The following is an 18,253-nucleotide window of genomic DNA, read 5'->3' as shown; positions in this document are numbered from 1 at the left end:
CAGGTCACGGGGGCGGCGCGGTGCTCCGCCTGATCACCAGGCTGGTGGCGAGCTCCATCCGGGTGGTGGAGGTGGTCGACGGTGCGGCCCGCAGCCGCAGCATCATCCGGGAGGCCTCCTCGGCCATCCTGCGCAGCGGCTGCCGCACGGTGGTCAGGGCCGGGCGGGACCACTGGGCGACGGCGACGTCGTCGTAGCCGACGACCGACAGGTCTGCGGGTGTCCGCAGCCCGTGCGCGCCGGCCGCTTCGAGGACACCGATCGCCTGGAGGTCGCTGCCCGCGAAGATCGCGGTGGGGCGGTCGGGCCTGCCGAGCATCCGCATCGCCAGCTCGTAGCCGCCTTCGACGTGGAAGTCGCCGAAGGCGATCAGATCGGGGTCGATCTCGATGCCCGCCGTGGTCATCGCGGAGCGGAAGCCGTCGAGCCGGGCCAGCGAGCACATCATGTCCTCGGGACCGGTGATGATCCCCACGCGCCGGTGGCCGAGTTCGATCAGGTGGCGGGTCGCGGCCAGGCCGCCGGACCAGTTCGCGGAACCGACCGAGGGCACGTCGGGCTCCGGGTCACCGGCCGGGTCGATGATCACGAAGGGGATGGAGCGGGACCGCAGCTGCTGCTTGAACTCGTGCGGGAGTGCCGAGAAGACCAGGATGACGCCGAGCGGCCGGCGGCGCAGCACCCCCTCGATCCACTCGGTGCCGGGCGAGTGGCGGGTGCCGCTCTCGGTGAGCACCACGCTGGCGCCGATCTCCTTGGCGACCTTCTCGACGCCGAGGATCAGCTCCATCGCCCAGATGGCGTCGAGCTCGTGGAAGACGATCTCGATCAGCGGCGCCTCGGGAGCGCCGCGCGACGTGCGCCGGTAGCCGTGCAGCTCCAGCAGTCGTTCGACCTTCAACCTTGTCAGGGCGGAGACATCCTGACGACCGTTCAGCACCTTCGAAACTGTCGAGATCGACACCCCGGCAGTTTCGGCGACCTGGGCGAGCGTGACCCGACTCTCGTCCACCTCTTCATCCATAAGAGCGCAGCGTACGGCACATCTCCGCGTAACGCTTTGATAACCCGGAGCCCGAGGGTTGACCCTTTCGTAGCGGCACCTTAGCGTCACACCGCGCAGCAATTTTCGGCGACGGTGCCGAAATATTTCGAAAGGCTGGACGATGAAGAAGAGATGGCTTCCCCGTGCCGTGGCCGGCAGCGTGGTGCTCGCCCTCGGGCTGACGCTGGCCGCGTGCGGCGGCGGCAGCTCCGGCAGCAGCAGCTCGGGCAGCTTCACGGTTCTCGTGTACGGCGACGCGAGCAACAAGGTCGAAAAGCAGATCGTCGACACGTTCAACAAGACGTCGAAGGTCAAGGCGAAGCTCCAGACCATCCCTGGTGCGGACTACCAGCAGAAGCTGCAGACGATCATCAACACGAAGCAGGCGCCCGACGTCTTCTTCAACTGGGGCGGCGGCAGCATCGCGCCCTTCGTCAAGGCCGGCCTCCTTCTTCCGCTGGACGACTTCATCGCCAAGGACCCCGGCCTGAAGTCCAACTTCCTGCCGTCCGTCTTCAACAGCGCGGTGCTGGACGGCAAGTCCTACGGCATACCGATGCGCGGCACCCAGCCGGTCATGCTGTTCAACAACAAGAAGGTGCTGTCGGACGCGGGCCTGACCGAGCCCAAGACCTGGGACGACCTGCTGAACGCGGTCAAGGTCCTCAAGGCCAAGCACGTCACCCCGATCGCGCTGGGCGGCGGCGACCAGTGGCCGACCCTGATGTGGTACGAGTACATGTACGACCGCATCGCGGGCCCCGGCCTGTTCGAGAAGGCCATGGGCGGCGACAAGTCCGCCTGGGACAGCGCTGACAGCCGCGCCGCGCTGGCGAAGCTCAAGGAGCTCATCGACGCCGGCGCCTTCGGCAGCAACTACGACTCGGTGAAGTACACCGACGGCGGCTCGGTGGCCCTCGTGGCCCAGGCCAAGGCCGGGTTCGAACTGATGGGCTCCTGGTACTACTCCCAGCAGCAGCAGGACAACCCCGACTTCGCCAAGAGCGGCCTCGGCTTCAGCTCCTTCCCGACCGTCGCGGGCGGCAAGGGCGACCCGACCGACATCGTCGGCAACACCAACAACTTCTACTCGGTGCTGAAGAAGACCAAGTACCCGGACGCGGTCGCGCAGTTCCTGAAGCTCCAGTACTCCGACGAGTTCGTGAAGGCGCAGATGGCGATCGGCAACCTGCCGACCACCACCAACACCGTGAACTTCCTGGACACCGCGGCGATCCCGGACTACTCGAAGTTCCAGTACAACCTGGTCAAGGCTGCCCCCTCGTTCCAGCTCTCGTGGGACCAGGCCTACCCCCAGACGGCCAGCGACGCCATGCACAAGGCAGTGCAGCAGTTCTTCGACGGCAAGCTCGACGCCGACGGCTTCATCAAGGCCATGCAGGCCCTGCCCACATCCTGAACCGGGATCCCGACATGACCACCTCTGCTGAACCCAGGGTGGAAAGGCGCCGGTCCGTACGACGGTCCGGCGCCGCCGTGGCCCGCCCAGGCTTTGCCTGGGCGGCGCCCGCCACTCTGTTCTTCCTGCTTTTCGCCGTAGTTCCGCTGGTCCTGGTCGCGGTGCTCTCCTTCACCAGCTGGGACGGCCTGAGCTCGCCTCAGTACACCGGTCTGGACAACTGGAAAGCGCTGATCCACGACCACGTCATGATCCAGAGCCTCTGGCTCAGCGTCGTGATCACGGTGCTCGGCGTCGTCGTCCAGACCCCGCTGAGCATCCTGCTCGGGGTGTGGGCGGCGGGCAAACAGCGCAACCGGGCAATCCTGTCCGCGATCTACTTCGTCCCGCTGCTGCTGTCGGCGACCGCGATCTCCATCCTGTGGCGCGCGCTCCTCGACCCGAACTTCGGCGTGCCGTCCCAGGCCAAGTGGCTGTTCGGCGACGGCAATCTCTTCGGCCACCAGAGCAGTGCCATCGGGGTACTGGTCTTCGTCGGCGCCTGGCAGTACACGCCGTTCCACACCCTGATCTACCAGGGCGCCACCCGTGCGATCCCGCCGGTGCTCTACCAGGCTGCGGCGATCGACGGCGCCGGCCGCATCCGGCAGTTCTGGTCGATCACGCTGCCGCAGCTGCGCACGACAATGATCACCTCGATGATCCTGATGGTGGTCGGCGGTCTCACGACCTTCGACACGGTGCTGATCCTGACCCAGGGCGGCCCCGGCAACGACACCACCATCAGCGCCTACTACATGTACGAGCAGGCCTTCAAGAGCTTCGACTACGGCGGCGGCTCGGCCATCGCCCTGGTCCTGGTCGTCATCGCCACCATCATCTCGCTGATCGTCGTCAAGGTCTCCGGCTACGACAAGATGCGCAGCTCGTCGGAAGGCCTGTGATGAAGCGCCGTCCCAATTACCTGGCCGGGCTGGGCTCGCTTGTCTGGCTGTTCCTGATCGGCCTGCCGCTCTACGTGATGCTCGCGGCGACGCTGCAGGACCGTTCCGACTACTCGTCGAACGGCCCGCTGTCCTTCCCCAAGCACTTCACGCTGCACAACTACACCCAGGACTTCTCGAACGGCTTCGGCCACTTCTTCCTGAACACCCTGCTGGTCACCGCCGCGGTGGTCGCGATCGTGCTGCTGGTGGTGCCTCCGCTGGCGTACGCGATCGTCCGCAGCCAGGGCAGGATCACCGCCGGGGTCTTCCGGCTGTTCCTGCTGGGTCTCGCGATCCCCGCGCAGGCGGTGATCGTGCCGATGTTCTACGTCATCAGCAAGGCCGGCCTCTACGACAACCTGATCGGTGTCATCCTGCCGACCGCGGCCTTCTCGCTGCCGGTCTGCGCGCTGATCCTCACCGGTGTGATGCGTGAGATCAGCCCCGAGCTGTACGAGGCCATGGCCATGGACGGCGCGTCGCCATGGCGGGTGTTCTTCCAGCTCGTCGTTCCGCTGTCCAAGAGCGGGCTGTCCACGATCGTGGTCTTCTCCGCCCTGCAGGCATGGAACGGGTTCCTCTTCCCGCTGGTCCTCACCCAGTCCGACTCGTCCAAGGTCATCACCCTGGGCCTGTTCAACTTCCAGACCGAGCACGGCATCGACGTCCCAGGCCTGCTGGCCGCGGTCGTGCTGTCGATGCTGCCCATCTTCATCGTCTACCTGTTCGCCCGCCGTGCCCTGGTCCAGGGACTCATGGGCGTCGGAGGAAAGTGACCGGCACCGTGGCCGAAGAGAAAAAGTCCACCACTCCCCCATGGAGGAACACCTCCCTCGCCCCGGAAGACCGGGCCGACGCGCTGATCGCCGCGATGACCCTGCCGGAAAAGGTCGCGCAGCTGTTCGGCATCTGGGTGGGTGCGTCCGACGAGGGCGGCGAGGTCGCCCCGTACCAGCACGAGATGGAGGAACCGGTCACCCTCGAGAGCCTGCTGCCGCAGGGGCTCGGCCAGCTGACCAGGTCGTACGGCACCGCTCCCGTCGACCCGGCGCTCGGCGCGCTGTCGCTGCTGCGCACCCAGCGCCGCATCGCCGCGGCGAACCGTTTCGGCATACCGGCCGTCGCGCACGAGGAGTGCCTGGCCGGCTTCGCCACCTGGGCCGCCACGGCGTACCCGGTGCCGCTGGCCTGGGGCGCCGCCTTCGACCCCGAACTGGTCCGCACCATGGCGGCCCGCATCGGACGCGACATGCGCGCGGTCGGCGTGCACCAGGGCCTGGCCCCGGTGCTCGACGTGGTGCGCGACGCCCGCTGGGGACGGGTGGAGGAGACCATCGGCGAGGACCCCTACCTCATCGGCACGGTCGGCACCGCCTACGTCCAGGGCCTGGAGTCCACCGGGATCGTGGCGACGCTCAAGCACTTCGTGGGCTACTCCGCCTCGCGGGCGGGCCGCAACCTCGCGCCCGTCGGCATGGGCACCAGGGAACGCGCCGACGTGATGCTCGCACCGTTCGAGATGGCCCTCCGCGAGAGCGGCGTCCGCTCGGTCATGCACGCCTACACCGACACCGACGGGGTGCCGTCGGCGGCGGACGAGGAGCTGCTGACCGGACTGCTGCGCGAGACCTGGGGCTTCGAGGGAACGGTCGTCGCCGACTACTTCGGCGTCGCCTTCCTCAAGACCCTGCACGGTGTGGCGGGCACCCTCGGTGAGGCGGCCGGCGCCGCGCTCGCCGCCGGCGTCGACATCGAGCTGCCCACCGTCAAGGCCTTCGGCGAGCCGCTGCTCAAGGCGCTGGCCGACGGTCAGGTCCCCGAGGCGCACGTGGACCGCGCGCTGCGCCGGGTGCTGATCCAGAAGGTGCAGCTCGGGCTCCTCGACCCGGACTGGGACCCGGTGCCCGAGGCACTGGCCGGCACGGACCTCGACGACGCCGCCGCGCTGCGCGGCTCGGTGGACCTCGACCCGGCGGAGAACCGGGCCATCGCCCGGCAGATCGCCGAGCAGAGCGTCGTCCTGCTGCGCAACGACGGCACGCTGCCGCTCGCGCGGCCGGCCAGGATCGCGGTCATCGGCCCCAACGCCGAGGTCCCCACCGCGGTGCTCGGCTGCTACTCCTTCCCCGTGCACGTCGGCGGGCAGCACCCGGAGATGCCGCTCGGCATCGAGCTGCCCACCCTGCGCGAGGCGCTCGCCGCCGAGTTCCCCGGCAGCGAGATCGTCACCGCGGCGGGGTCCGGCATCGACACCGACGACACCGGGGGCTTCGCCGAGGCCGTGCGGTTGGCCGCGGACGCGGACATCGTTGTCCTCGCGCTCGGTGACCGTGCCGGGCTCTTCGGCCGCGGCACCAGCGGCGAGGGCTGCGACGCCGAGACACTGGCACTGCCCGGTGTCCAGCAGCAGCTGCTCGACACGCTGCTCGACACCGGCACGCCGGTGGTCGTCACCCTGCTCGCCGGACGGCCGTACGTGCTCGGCCGCGCGGTGACCGAGGCCGCCGCGATCGTGCAGACGTTCTTCCCCGGCGAGGAGGGCACCGGCGCCGTCGCCGGCGTGCTGTCGGGCCGTGTCGAACCGTCGGGGCGGCTGCCGGTCAGCATCCCGCGGCAGGCCGGCACCCAGCCGACCACCTACCTGGCGGCGAAGCTCGGCCAGTCCAGCGAGTCGTCCAACATCGACCCGACGCCGGCGTTCGGCTTCGGGCACGGTCTGACGTACACCACCTTCCAGTGGACCGATCTGGACGTGCCGGACCTGCAGGCCGGCACGGACGGCGAGATCCGTCTCGCGTTCACCGTCCGCAACACCGGTGAGCGGGAGGGCACGGAACTCGTGCAGCTGTACCTGCACGACCCGGTCGCCTCCGTGGTGCAGCCGGTCCAGCGGCTGATCGGCTACCGGCGGGTGCACCTGCTGCCCGGGCAGTCCGCCCGGGTCGAGGTCACCGTGCCGGCCGACCTGGCGTCCTTCACCGGGCGCGGCGGGCAGCGCATCGTGGAGCCCGGCGAGCTCGAGCTGCGGCTCGGCGCCTCGTCCACCGACCAGCGGCTGACCGTCGCCGCCACGCTGACCGGGGAGGTCCGCGAGCTGGACCACACCCGCAGGCTGCACGCGACGTTCAGCGCGTCGACGGAGCAGCTGCCGGTGGCATGACCGGAGGGGGGGGGGGGGGGGGGGGGGGGGGGGGGGGGGGGGCCGGCCCCCCCCCCCCCCCCCCCCTCCGCGTGTGGACCGCGCTCCTGCGTACGGACGGCGGCCGGGCCCGCGCGGGCACCGATCAGGCCGCCATCGGCTGGAGTTCGAACCATACGATCTTGCCCGCGCCTCGCGCCTGGATGCCCCAGGTGTCGGCGAGTGCCTCGACGAGCAGCAGCCCGCGGCCCGACGTGGCGTCGTCGGGCGGCCGCAGACCGCCGGGCGGGCGCGGCTTCGGGCGCCTGCCTGCCGAGTCGTGCACCTCGACCCGCAGCCGGCGCGCGGGGCCCGGCGAGAGTGTCGCGGTCAGGACCGCTCCCCCGCCGGTGTGCTTGAGCGCGTTGGTGACGATCTCGGTGGCGAGCAGTTCCGCGGTGTCGGCGAGCGCCGCCACACCCCACTGCCGCAACTGGTCCCGCAGTCGCCTGCGGGTGTCCGCTACGGCGCGCAGATCGGCGCGCCGTACCGCGTACCGTAAGTGATTCCCCGTGCTGTCCGTGAGCCTCCCCCGTTCTGGTCCGGACCGATCCCCCCGTCGTAAGGCATGCCCATCGCCGACCGGTCCAGTCCTGCGCGCCGTCCCGGCCGCGACGGGACCGCCGCGGGGGCCGGTGCCGGGGTGTCGTGCGGTGAACTACCGCTTCCCACGGTGGTCTTGATAGATCCGATGTATGTCGGATCGAAGCCTTGACATGGCCCTCCCCTGCCGCCACTGTGTGGCCCATTCATCCCCCGTGTCCGTCGGATGTTTTACCTGTGCCACACGTCCTGTTGCCTCAGGAGGAACCACCCGTGAACCGAAAGCCCCACACTTTCGGCCGACGCCGAATGATCCGACCATCCGCCCTCGTCGGCACCGCGCTGCTCGCGGCCGGCCTGCTGGTACCCGCCGTCGCGCCGGCCGCGACCGCGGCGACCGCGACCACCGCCTGGCAGAACGGCGCCTTCCACGTCGACACCCCCAACGTGGTCCGCCGCTCCGACATCGTCCTCGGCGCGCCCAACAACCAGGCCGCCCAGTCGCTGCCGCTCGGCAACGGCTCGCTCGGGGTCGCCGCCTGGGCGGCAAGCGGCTTCACCGCGCAGCTCAACAGGGCCGACACCCTGCCGGGCCGCAAGTCGCCGGGCCAGGTGCAGATCCCGGGCCTGTCCCGGCTCACCGGCGCCGCCGACTTCAAGGGCACCCTCGACCTCTACACCGGGGTGCTCACCGAGACCGGCGGCGGCATGTCGCTCAAGGCGTGGGTGTCGGCCACCAAGGACGAACTCGTCGTCGACGTGACCGGCGCCGACCCCGGCACCGCCCAGTCCGCGACGGTCAGCCTGTGGTCGGGCCGCAACCCCCAGGCCGCCGCGTCCGGTTCGACCGGCACCCTCGCCGAGACCTGGGTGGACAACCAGGAGGCCGGCAGCTCCGGGCGCACCTTCGGCTCGCTCGCCGCGCTGACCGCGGGCGGCCGCAACGTGTCGGCCCAGGTGGTCAGCAGCACCCAGGTGCGGGTCAACTTCACCCCCAACACCGACGGTTCCTTCCGGGTGATCGCCGGCGCCCCGACCTGGACCGGCGGCAACGCCGGCAGCACCGCGTCGAGCCTGCTCGGCTCCGACGCGACCGCCGCCGAATCCACGCTGCTGGGCCCGCAGCAGTCCTGGTGGGCCAACTACTGGGCCAACACCGGCCTGCTGGAGGCCAACTCCTCCGACGGCCAGGCCCAGTACATGGAGACGCTGCGCACCGTCTACCTGTTCATGGAGGCCGCGTCGATGCGCGGCACCATCCCGGGCAGCCAGGCGGGCGTCGCCGACATGTTCAACTTCGGCCAGGATCACCAGAACTGGACGCCGTCCGCGACCTGGCTGTGGAATCTGCGCACCCAGATATCGGCGAACATGTCCTCGGGCAACTTCGCACTCAACATCCCGATCTTCAACCTCTACCAGAACAACCTGGCCGCCATCGAGACCTGGACCAAGCAGCAGATGGGCGGCCTGCCAGGCGCCTGCGTGCCCGAGGTCATGCGTTTCAACGGCAACGGCGGCGATCCGAACCCGGGCGCCAACGCCGCCTGCAGCCAGCCCGGCAGCCCCAACTGGAACGCGCTGGACATCACCTCGGGCGCCGAGATCAGCCTCTACGTGTGGCAGCAGTACCAGGACACCGGCGACCTGAACTTCCTGCGCACGTACTACCCGCTGATGAAGGAGTCCGCGGTCTTCCTGCTCGCCTACCAGAAGGTCGGCTCGGACGGGAAGCTGCACGCGATCGCCAACGCGCACGAGACGCAGTGGGCGGTGCAGGACCCGACCACCGACCTGGCGGCCGACGCGGCACTCTTCCCCGCGGTGGTCAAGGCCGCCCAGCTGCTCAACACCGACAGCTCGCTGGTGTCCCAGCTGACCACCGCCCAGGGCCAGATCCCGGCCTGGGCGCGCACCGACTTCGGCCACACGCAGGTGCTGCCGCCGTCCGCGGACAGCTCGGGCAACGACGTGATCGCCTGGTCCTACCAGCCGACCGCGCAGACCAGGAACGGCGAGAACATCGACCTGGAGCCGGTGTGGCCGTACAACCTGATCACCGACGACCCGGGGGCGCTGCACGACCTGGGTGTGCGCACCTACAACCACCGGATCTTCACCGGCGGCAACGACTGGAGCATGGACGCGATCGACGCCGCCAGGCTCGGTCTCGCCGACCAGGTCGCGGCCAAGCTGGTGTCCATCACCCAGAGCCACCAGGTCTACATCAACGGCCTGGCCGACCTCGGCAACAGCGTGGGCACCGAGGGCTACATCGAGCAGATGTCAGGCGTCGCGACCGCGCTGGACGAGGCGCTGGTGCAGGACTACGACGGGCTGCTGCGGATCGCGCCGGCCTGGCCGGCCGGCTGGGACGTCAGCGGCACGGTGTCGGTGCAGGGCAACACCAAGGTCGATGTGCAGGTGCAGGGCGGCACCCCGGTCACGGTCGCCATCCAGGCCGGGTCGTCGCAGACCATGCGCGTGCGCAATCCCTGGCCCGGCCAGTCGGTCCAGGTCGTCAACGGCTCGTCGGGAGCGGTCGTGGTGGCCGCCACCACCTCGGGCACCCTCAACGTCCCCGTGTCGTCCGGGCAGTCCTACCTGGTGCAGCGGACCTCGTCGCCGACCACCTCGCTGCCCTACGCACAGGTCGGCGGCTCGCCCGCGACCGCGGCCCGGCACCTGGGCAACGTCCAGATCGGACTTGACGGCGGCAGCGGCACCAACCCCGGCAACGGCACGGTCGTCTCGCTGCGGGCGCACGCCAACAGCAAGTACGTCACCGCCGACAACGCCGGTGCCGCACCGCTGATCGCCAACCGCACCGCGATCGGCCCCTGGGAGCAGTTCGACGAGATCGACCAGGGCGGCGGCTACATCGCGCTGCGCGCCCACGCCAACAACAAGTACGTCACCGCCGACAACGCCGGTGCCGCGCCACTGCTGGCGAAGGTCGACTCGGTCGGCACCTGGGAGCAGTTCCAGCTGATCCACAACGGCGACGGCAGCGTCAGCCTCAGGGCGCGGATCAACAACAACTACGTCACCGCGGAGAACGCCGGCGATGCGGCGCTGATCGCCAACCGCACCGCGATCGGCCCCTGGGAGGAGTTCGACCTGATCGGCGGCTGACCCCGCGCGGTACCCCCGTGTGCCGTGCCCGCGGACGTCCCCGGGCACCGCACACGGGTCCCGGGGCCCACGGGCCGGCGCACGTTGCGCAGAGGTCTACGGCCGCGGCACGTTGTGCAGGGCTACGGCCGCGGCACGTTGCGCAGGTTGGCCCGGGCCATCTGCACCATCCGGCCGACCCCGCCGTCCAGCACCACCTTGCCGACCGACAGGGCGAACCCGCCGATCTGCTCCCCGGTGATCTTCGGCGGGAGGGACAGCGCGTGCGGGTCGGTGACCACGTCGACCAGCGCGGGGCCCCGGTACCTGAAGGCGTCCCTGAGCGCCGAGCGCAGCTCCTTGGGCTTCTCCACCCGCACCCCGTACGCGCCCGCCGCCCGCGCCACCGCCGCGAAGTCCGGGTTGAGGTTGGTGGTGCCGTAGGCGGGCAGCCCCTCGACCATCATCTCCAACTCGACCATGCCGAGCGAGGAGTTGTTGAACAGCACCACCTTCACCGGCAGGTCGTACTGCACCAGGGTGAGGAAGTCCCCCATCAGCATGCTGAACCCGCCGTCGCCCGACATCGACACCACCTGCCGCCGCCGGTCCAGGAACTGCGCACCGATCGCCTGCGGCAGCGCGTTGGCCATCGAGCCGTGGGTGAAGGAACCGATCACCCGGCGCTTGCCGTTGGGCGTCAGATAGCGGGCCGCCCACACGTTGCACATGCCGGTGTCGACGGTGAAGACCGCGTCGTCCGCCGCCTCCTCGTCCAGCACCGACGCCACGTACTCGGGGTGGATCGGCAGGTGCTTGTCGACCTTGCGGGTGTACGCCTTGACGACGCCCTCCAGCGCGTCGCTGTGCTTCTTCAGCATCCGGTCGAGGAAGCGGCGGTCGGACTTCTCCCGCACCCGCGGCGTCAGGCAGCGCAGCGTCTCGCCGACGTCGCCCCACACCGCGAGGTCCAGCTTCGAGCGCCGTCCCAGGTGCTCCGGCCGCACATCGACCTGGACGATGGTCACGTCGTCGGGCAGGAAGGCGTTGTAGGGGAAGTCGGTGCCCAGCAGGAGCAGCAGGTCGCACTCGTGCATCGCCTCGTAGGCGGCCCCGTAGCCGAGCAGGCCGCTCATGCCGACGTCGTAGGGGTTGTCGAACTGGATCCACTCCTTGCCGCGCAAGGCGTGCCCCACCGGCGACTTGACCCGCTCGGCGAACGCCATCACCTCGTCGTGCGCGCCGGCCGTGCCGCTGCCGCAGAACAGGGTGATCCGGCGGGCACCGTCCACCAGCCGGGCCAGCGCGTCGATCTCCGTGTCGCCCGGGCGGACCGTCGGACGCCGGGTGACCAGCGCGTGCTCGATGCTGCGCTGCGGCGCCGGGTGCGCGGCGATGTCGCCTGGCAGGCTGATCACCGACACACCGCCGCGCCCCACCGCGTGCTGGATCGCCGTCTGCAGGACCCGCGGCATCTGGTCGGCGCTGGAGATCAGCTCGCTGTAGTGGCTGCACTCGGCGAACAGCCGGTCAGGGTGCGTCTCCTGGAAGTAGCCCGTGCCGATCTCGCTGCTGGGGATGTGGGAGGCAAGCGCGAGCACCGGCGCCATCGAGCGGTGGGCGTCGTACAGGCCGTTGATCAGGTGCAGGTTGCCGGGGCCGCACGATCCGGCGCAGGCGGCGAGCCCCCCGGTCAGCTGGGCCTCGGCGCCCGCCGCGAAGGCCGCCGTCTCCTCGTGCCTGACGTGCACCCATTCGAGCGAACGGCTGCGGCGGACGGCGTCCACCACCGGGTTCAGGCTGTCGCCCACCACCCCGTAGAGCCGCCGCACGCCCGCGCGCGCCAGGATGTCGATGAACTGCTCGGCCACGGTCTGCTTCGCCATGTACCCATCTCGCCACGGCCGCCGCGCGGGCGCATCCGCGCGGTGCGCCCGCGCATCCGCGCGGCGGGACGTCCCATCCGCGCCGCGGGCCCGTGCGGACCGGTCATGCGTCCCAGACGGTCACCGCCGTACGGTCGTCGGCATACCCCTTGACCCGGGTCTGCGTGTCGGCCAGATACGCCGCGAGACCCGGCACCCGGCCGCCGCCCCAGCGCTCGGCCAGATGGGCGGCCAGCGCCGGCTCGCCGCGCAGCGGTTCCGCCAGGCCGGTGCTGCACATCACCAGCGCGTCACCCGGCCGGGAGACGGTCGCGCGGAAGCGGAACGGGGCCGCCGGACCCTCCACCGCCGGGTCGAGGTCCTGCCACGACCCCGACCTGATACGGAAGAGGCCGCCGTCGCCGACCCCGAAGAACAGCCGGATCGGGCACTCAGGGTCCACCGGCAGCAGCAGGCAGCGCAACGAGGCGGTGTAGGTGCCCTCGTCGAGGCCCAGATCCTCGCCGCGGGCACGCATCCGCCCGTAGCAGCGGTCGGTCAGCCGGTGCAGGCCGGACTTCAGCGAGCCGCGTCTGGCGCCCCGCAGATCCTGGGCCAGCCGCTCCCTGCTGCGGCCCACCGCCCCGGCGATCCACCGCACCGCGTCCTGCGCCGCCCGGTGCGCGTCGTCCGCCGCGCGGGCGCCGCTGGCCATCGCGACCAGCAGCAACGCGTCCTCGCCGGTACCGAAGCGGGCGGTGAGCAGCGCGTCCCTGCGCGGCTGCCCGCGGAAGCGCGCGGAATCCCCGCGCAGGCTGACCGTACGCACGGTGAGACCGCCGTACTCCGCGCCGTCGAGGACGGTGTCGGCCACCAGCCCGTCGAGCCCGTCCGGGTCCGCCTCCGGCCAGGCCGTCGGCTCCGCCGCGTACGTGGGCGGCCCGCCGCCGACCACCTCAGCGGCCGGCTCCTCTTCCTCCCCCACCGCCGCCACCCATCCGGGCGGCAACTCCGGGGCCCACCGCACCCCGCCTTCCCCGAAGGCGGTCTCCCCCCACGCCTCCCCGCCCCGTGGCGCGAGGCCGGCTCCACCGGAAGAGGGGACGACCGCCCCACCCCCGGCGCCCTCCTGGCCCGGGCCGCGCCCGCCCGCTTCGGCCGGCCCGGCGCCGGCGCCGTCCTGTCCTGGCTGCCCCTCACCCGTGGGGTGGACGTCATCGGCAGCGGGCGCCCGTCCGAACGGGGTGACGGAGGAGGGGGGCGGCTCCGGCTCGGGTCCGTACGACGGCGCCGGGGCGTCGCCTGCCGCGGGCGGCGCAGGCGGTCCGTGGACGGCGGGCGTGCCCATCCCGTACGGCAGGTCCTGCGGCACGGCAGCCTCGGGCGGCACGGCAGCCTCGGGCGGCACGGCGGGAAGGCCGTAGGCCGAGGCCTCATCCGCCGCGGGCGGCCCGAACGATCCGGAAGCGACGGGCGCCTCAGGCCCGTACGGCGAGGCCAGGTTGTCGCGGGCCGCGGGCGGGACGGGCACCGCGGGCGGGACGGACAGCGGGGCCTGAGCATCACCGGACGCGGGCGGTTCCGGGGGTTCGGAGCCGGCGGGCGTGCCCGTTGCGTACGGCGACGGGCCCCGGGCGTCCCCGTAGGCGGGCGGGGCGGGGGTCGAGGTCCAGGGTTCGGCAGGCCGCAGGGTCACACCCGGGGGCTCCGGGGTGCCCGGCGCGTCCGATGACCCGGGGCCGGCGGATGCGTCCGGCGGTTCGGTGAACCGCGGCACGGGCCAGCCGGCCGGGCGCTGATCCGCGGCAGGTGGCGAGGCGGGCGCCCAGGGCACCGCCGGGGCCGGGGGCGCGTCGCCCCAGGGCTGCGGCACCGGCGGTGCGTCGTGCCCTTCGGGCTGCTGGGCGCGGTCGGGGAAGGCGGGCTGCGACGCCCACACATCCCAGGGCCGCGCAGGACCCCCGTCCCTGGCGTCGTCCTCCTCGGGCTCCTCCGACTCCTGGGCCGGGAACATCGGCCGCGCCGACCAGGCATCCCACGGCGGCGACTCGGGCGCGGCGCCCCCCTCGGCCCCCTGGCCGCCAGGTGCCTCCTGCCCCCGCCCGGATGACGTGTCCGCTCCTGACGGCACCGCTGCCGACACGTCCCGCCGGGGCGGCAGGCCGGCATCCGAGGCCTCTGCCGGTACGCCCCACCGCGGCGCCCACCCGAGGCCAGAAGACCGGCCGTCCCGGCCGTCCCGACCCGGCGGCACCTCGGCCTCGGGAGCGGCCCCGGCCGCTCCATCCTGGTCGGGCAGCACCTCGGCCTGCGGGGCGCCCCCGGCCGGTACGTCCCACCCCGACGGCACCTCGACGTCCGGTTCAGGCCCAGCCGGTACATCCTGGATCGTCTGGACATGCGCACCCGGGGCGCCCCCGGGCCGACCGTCCTGGCCGGGCAGCACCTCGGCACCCGGGTCGGTTTCAGCCTCCGCCTCCCACTCCAGCGGCACATCCGCACCCGGGGCACCCTCAGCCGAGAGGCTCCACCGCGGCGCAGAGCCGAGGCCAGAAGACCCGCCGACGCGGCCGTCCCGACCCGGCGGCACCTCGGCCTCGGGAGCGGCCCCGGCCGCTACATCCTGGCCGGGCAGCATCTCGGCCTCCGGAGCGCCCCCGGCCGGTACGTCCCACCCCGACGGCACCTCGACGTCCGGGTCGGGCCCAGCCGGTACGTCCTGGCCCGGCTGGACATGCGCACCCGGGGAGTCCCCGGCCCGCTCATCCCACCCCAACGGCACATCCGCACCCGGGGCGTCCCCCGCCCGACCGACCTGACCGGGCAGCACCTCGACCTGCGGGGCGCCCCCGGCCGGTACGTCCCACCCCGACCGCACCTCGACGTCCGGGTCGGGCCCAGCCGGTACATCCTGGCCCGGCTGGAGGTGCGCACCCGGGGCGTCCCCCGCCCGACCATCCCGGCCGGGCAGCGCCTCGGCCTGCGAGGCGCGCTCGGCCCCCTCATCCCACCCCGACGGCACATCCGTATCCGGGGCGTCCCCCGCCCGACCGTCCCGGCCGGGCAGCACCTCGGCCTCCCGATCGGTCTGGACAGGCGCATCCCGCTGCGGCGGCACGTCCGCGTACGGCTCCTCCGCCGCGGTCGGCGTCCGGTCCTGTGATGGGTCCGCGTCCCGCGGAGCGTCGGGATCCTGGGCGGCCGGCGGCCGGGTGGTGCGTCCGGGTGCCTGCGGCGAGCGCGCCGCGGGCGGCAGCGGGCGGGTCGGGCGGGGCCAGGAGGGTGGCGGGGCGGGAGCGGTCGGGCGGCGCAGCCGCAGCGTGTCCGCGGCGGGGGGCGCGGGAGGCGGCGGGGACATCGCCGTCAGCGCCGAGTCGAAGTGCGCGTCGACCGAATCGGGCGCGGCAGGTCCCGCGGCGGCACCCGCGTCGTCGTCGTACAACTGCCGCCACCAGTCGTCCTCTTGGCCTTGGCTCGACTCCCCCTGCTGGCTCATGCCCTTATTGTCCACCGCCCGGGCCACCGGGAAACGTGGAAACGCCGCGCCGCCCCCAGCGCAGCCGTCCCACCGGTGACTTCACTCCGTCGCGGCAGCCGCCGGCGCGGGCGGCCGCACCGCCGGCCCGTTGGCGCTCCGGGCGGCGGAGGCGGCGGGAATCCGGCAGGGTGGGACGCATGGGGACCGCACAGGCGAGCCTGATCGGCGCGGTGATGCTGCTCGGACTCATCGGCGTGACGGTCCCGGGCGTGCCGGGGACGCTGCTGTGCTGGGCGGCCGTGCTGTGGTGGGCGACCTCCGAGCACACCAGCCTCACCTGGGGAGTGCTGGCAGGTGCGACCGGCCTGCTGGCGGTCGCGCAGGTCGTGGTGTGGCTGCTGCCCGCACGCCGGATCCGCGACTCCGGGATCACCTGGCGCACGGTGATCAACGCGGGTGCCGCGGCCATCGCCGGCTTCGTCCTGGTGCCGGTGCTCGGCGCCGTCCTGGGCTTCGTCGGGAGCATCTACGTCACGGAGCGGATCCGTCTCGGCGGCGGCCACCGCACCGCCTGGACGGCGACCAGGCGGGCGATGCGTACGGTCGGCGGCTCCGTCCTGGTCGAGCTCCTCGCGTGCCTCATCGTGGCCGGCACCTTGCTGATCGCGGCGATCGCCGGCTGACCCTGCACCGCCCTGGACCCGCGCCCCGGCCCACACCGCCCGGAGCGCCCGGAGCGCGCAGGGCACCCGGCGCATCGGGGGCGTCAGCGGCGTACGCGCGCCGCGCACGGCGCCCGATGCCCACCCGGCGACTTTCACGGCGCTGAAAATTCCACCGGCGCGGATCCGTCGCCGCAGCTCCACGACCTCCCCAGTTGTCTAGACCACATTGGATTTACCTCAACCCCTTTACGCCGAGGGGCAGTTCATGCGTCACTCATGACGCGTCCACATCAAGTTCCCCGCGCACACCACAGCGCACCGCACGATCGTGCGCAGCAGCGCCCGCACCTGCACCTCGCAGCACCGCCCAACGACGGGCACCCGCCACCCCGCAGAGGCAACGAAGCCGCAGCGGGAGCCGACCGCTCGCGTGCTACGCGAGTAGACCCGCACGGCACCGCCCCGCCACACACCGCACCACACCGCACCACGGCACAGCGCCACCGCGCCACCGCACCGCCTGCGTCTCGCGACACCCCCACCCCAACGCGCCAGGAGGAAAGCCTTGTTCTCCCGAATCCTCAACACCACCACGTCCGTGCAGCGGAAACTGATGGTGGCCGGAACCCTCGGCGCGACCCTGGCGCTCGCCGCGACGATGTCGGCGGGCACGGCCGCCGCACAGACGCTGCCATCGGGCAGCAACATCCCGCTCGGCAACGGCTACATGGGCGTCGGCTACGTCCAGGACAGCAAGTCCTTCGCGCCGGACTCCCGGCAGCTCCAGCTGGACGCCCCCGGCGTCATGGCCCCGAACGCGACGTACCCCGCAGGTGTCGACGTCTCGCACTACCAGGGCACGATCAACTGGACGTCGGTGAAGTCGGCCGGCATCCAGTTCGCGTACATCAAGGCCACCGAGAGCACCAACTACAAGGACCCCACCTTCAACGCCAACTACCTGAACGCCTACAACGCCAAGGTGATCAGGGGCGCCTACCACTTCGCGCGGCCCGACCTGTCCTCGGGCGCGGCGCAGGCCAACTACTTCGCCAGCAACGGCGGTGCCTGGTCGGCCGACAACCTGACGCTGCCGGGCATGCTGGACCTCGAAGGCGGCTGCTACGGCAAGTCGGCCGCCTCGATGCAGTCGTGGATCCTGGACTTCTACAACACCTACAAGTCCAGGACGAGCCGCGACGTCGTCATCTACACCAGCCCGAGCTGGTGGAATTCCTGCACCGGCGGCTGGGGCGGCATGTCGGCCAGGAGCCCGCTGAACGTGGCGCACTGGACCACCGCGGCCTCCCCCACCATCCCGAGCGGCTTCCCGTACTGGACCTTCTGGCAGTACTCGGACTCCGGATCGGTGAGCGGCATCTCGGGCGCGGTGGACCGCGACCGCTTCAGCGCGAACAGCACCCGTCTGCTGGCGCTGGCCAACAACACCCCCTGACGCGGCGGCCGGGAGACCGCTCTCCCGCGCCCTCGGACCTGCGACCCAGGACTCACCTGGGCCGCAGGTCCGATGTCCGTGGGCCCAGGCCGTGTGAGGCTGGACGCATGACGACATCCGCACGGACGGAACTGAACGAGACCGAGCTGGCCTACCTGCGCGGCCAGCGCCTCGCCAGGCTGGCGACGGTGGACGCCAAGGGCCGGCCGCAGGCCAACCCGGTGGGCTTCTTCCTTCGCCCCGACAGCACGGTCGACATCGGCGGCTACTCGATGGGCACGACGAAGAAGTGGCGCAATGTCGCCGGCAACCCCTGTGTCTCCCTGGTCGTGGACGACATCGCGAGCCTCCAGCCGTGGAAGGTCCGCGGGGTGGAGATCCGCGGCACGGCCGAGCAGGTCGTCGGCCCGCACGACCTCGGCGCGTACATGAGCCCCGAGCTGATCAGGATCACCCCGTACGCCATTCACAGCTGGGGTCTGGACGCCTGACCGCCCACCCCC

Annotated in this window: 12 protein-coding genes; 8 read left to right on the top strand and 4 right to left on the bottom strand. The window is 71.8% G+C overall.

The annotated features are described in order from the left end of the window. Positions 1-4 precede the first annotated feature (4 nt). A complete protein-coding gene (locus ACGFMP_RS19160; protein WP_393673698.1) occupies positions 5-1,024 on the bottom strand; it encodes a LacI family DNA-binding transcriptional regulator in 1,020 nt (339 codons plus the stop codon). 142 nt (positions 1,025-1,166) lie between these two features. Between ACGFMP_RS19160 and ACGFMP_RS19155 the strand changes: the two genes are divergently transcribed. From ACGFMP_RS19155 to ACGFMP_RS19140, 4 genes are read left to right on the top strand one after another with little or no spacing between them, the layout of a single operon-like run. Further along, positions 1,167-2,465 carry an ABC transporter substrate-binding protein gene (locus tag ACGFMP_RS19155; RefSeq protein WP_393673696.1) on the top strand — a complete coding sequence of 433 codons (1,299 nt, stop codon included), beginning with the start codon at positions 1,167-1,169 and terminating at the stop codon, positions 2,463-2,465. A 14-nt stretch (positions 2,466-2,479) separates the two neighbouring features. Continuing rightward, positions 2,480-3,409: a carbohydrate ABC transporter permease gene (locus tag ACGFMP_RS19150; RefSeq protein ID WP_393673694.1), complete on the top strand. Its 930-nt coding sequence runs from the start codon at positions 2,480-2,482 to the stop codon at positions 3,407-3,409. Then, on the top strand, positions 3,409-4,227 hold the full coding sequence (locus ACGFMP_RS19145) for a carbohydrate ABC transporter permease (RefSeq protein ID WP_393673692.1): 819 nt from the start codon (positions 3,409-3,411) through the stop codon (positions 4,225-4,227). The genes ACGFMP_RS19150 and ACGFMP_RS19145 overlap by 1 nt, the downstream gene beginning before the upstream one ends. Beyond that, positions 4,224-6,611, top strand: coding sequence for a glycoside hydrolase family 3 N-terminal domain-containing protein (locus ACGFMP_RS19140; protein ID WP_393673690.1), 2,388 nt, complete (start codon positions 4,224-4,226; stop codon positions 6,609-6,611). Before ACGFMP_RS19145 ends, ACGFMP_RS19140 begins: the two co-directional genes overlap by 4 nt. Positions 6,612-6,735: 124 nt before the next feature. On the opposite strand, the gene ACGFMP_RS19135 is transcribed toward ACGFMP_RS19140, so the two are convergent. Beyond that, positions 6,736-7,104 carry an ATP-binding protein gene (locus tag ACGFMP_RS19135; RefSeq protein WP_393673789.1) on the bottom strand — a complete coding sequence of 123 codons (369 nt, stop codon included), beginning with the start codon at positions 7,102-7,104 and terminating at the stop codon, positions 6,736-6,738. Between the two features lie 377 nt (positions 7,105-7,481). On the opposite strand from ACGFMP_RS19135, the gene ACGFMP_RS19130 reads away from it, so the two are divergent. Beyond that, on the top strand, positions 7,482-10,307 hold the full coding sequence (locus ACGFMP_RS19130) for a hypothetical protein (RefSeq protein ID WP_393673689.1): 2,826 nt from the start codon (positions 7,482-7,484) through the stop codon (positions 10,305-10,307). A gap of 122 nt (positions 10,308-10,429) precedes the next feature. Here ACGFMP_RS19130 and ACGFMP_RS19125 read toward each other — a convergent pair whose 3' ends face one another. Both ACGFMP_RS19125 and ACGFMP_RS19120 read right to left on the bottom strand, forming a co-directional pair. Further along, positions 10,430-12,172: a pyruvate dehydrogenase gene (locus tag ACGFMP_RS19125; protein WP_393673687.1), complete on the bottom strand. Its 1,743-nt coding sequence runs from the start codon at positions 12,170-12,172 to the stop codon at positions 10,430-10,432. A gap of 103 nt (positions 12,173-12,275) precedes the next feature. Beyond that, positions 12,276-15,647, bottom strand: coding sequence for a protein phosphatase 2C domain-containing protein (locus tag ACGFMP_RS19120; protein ID WP_393673685.1), 3,372 nt, complete (start codon positions 15,645-15,647; stop codon positions 12,276-12,278). A gap of 179 nt (positions 15,648-15,826) precedes the next feature. Between ACGFMP_RS19120 and ACGFMP_RS19115 the strand changes: the two genes are divergently transcribed. From ACGFMP_RS19115 to ACGFMP_RS19105, 3 genes are all read left to right on the top strand, one after another. Next, a complete protein-coding gene (locus ACGFMP_RS19115) occupies positions 15,827-16,312 on the top strand; it encodes a DUF456 domain-containing protein (RefSeq protein WP_393673683.1) in 486 nt (161 codons plus the stop codon). 595 nt (positions 16,313-16,907) lie between these two features. Next, the gene (locus ACGFMP_RS19110; RefSeq protein WP_393673788.1) at positions 16,908-17,750 is read left to right on the top strand and encodes a GH25 family lysozyme; all 843 of its coding nucleotides are present in this window, start codon (positions 16,908-16,910) and stop codon (positions 17,748-17,750) included. Positions 17,751-17,857: 107 nt separating this feature from the next. Then, positions 17,858-18,241: a PPOX class F420-dependent oxidoreductase gene (locus ACGFMP_RS19105; RefSeq protein ID WP_393673681.1), complete on the top strand. Its 384-nt coding sequence runs from the start codon at positions 17,858-17,860 to the stop codon at positions 18,239-18,241. Positions 18,242-18,253: the final 12 nt, after the last annotated feature.

The organism is Streptomyces sp. NPDC049040 (assembly GCF_043197715.1).
Lineage (GTDB): Bacteria > Actinomycetota > Actinomycetes > Streptomycetales > Streptomycetaceae > Actinacidiphila.
The sequence above is the reverse complement of the archived record's forward strand: the minus strand, read 5'-3'. Positions and strand labels throughout refer to the sequence as shown.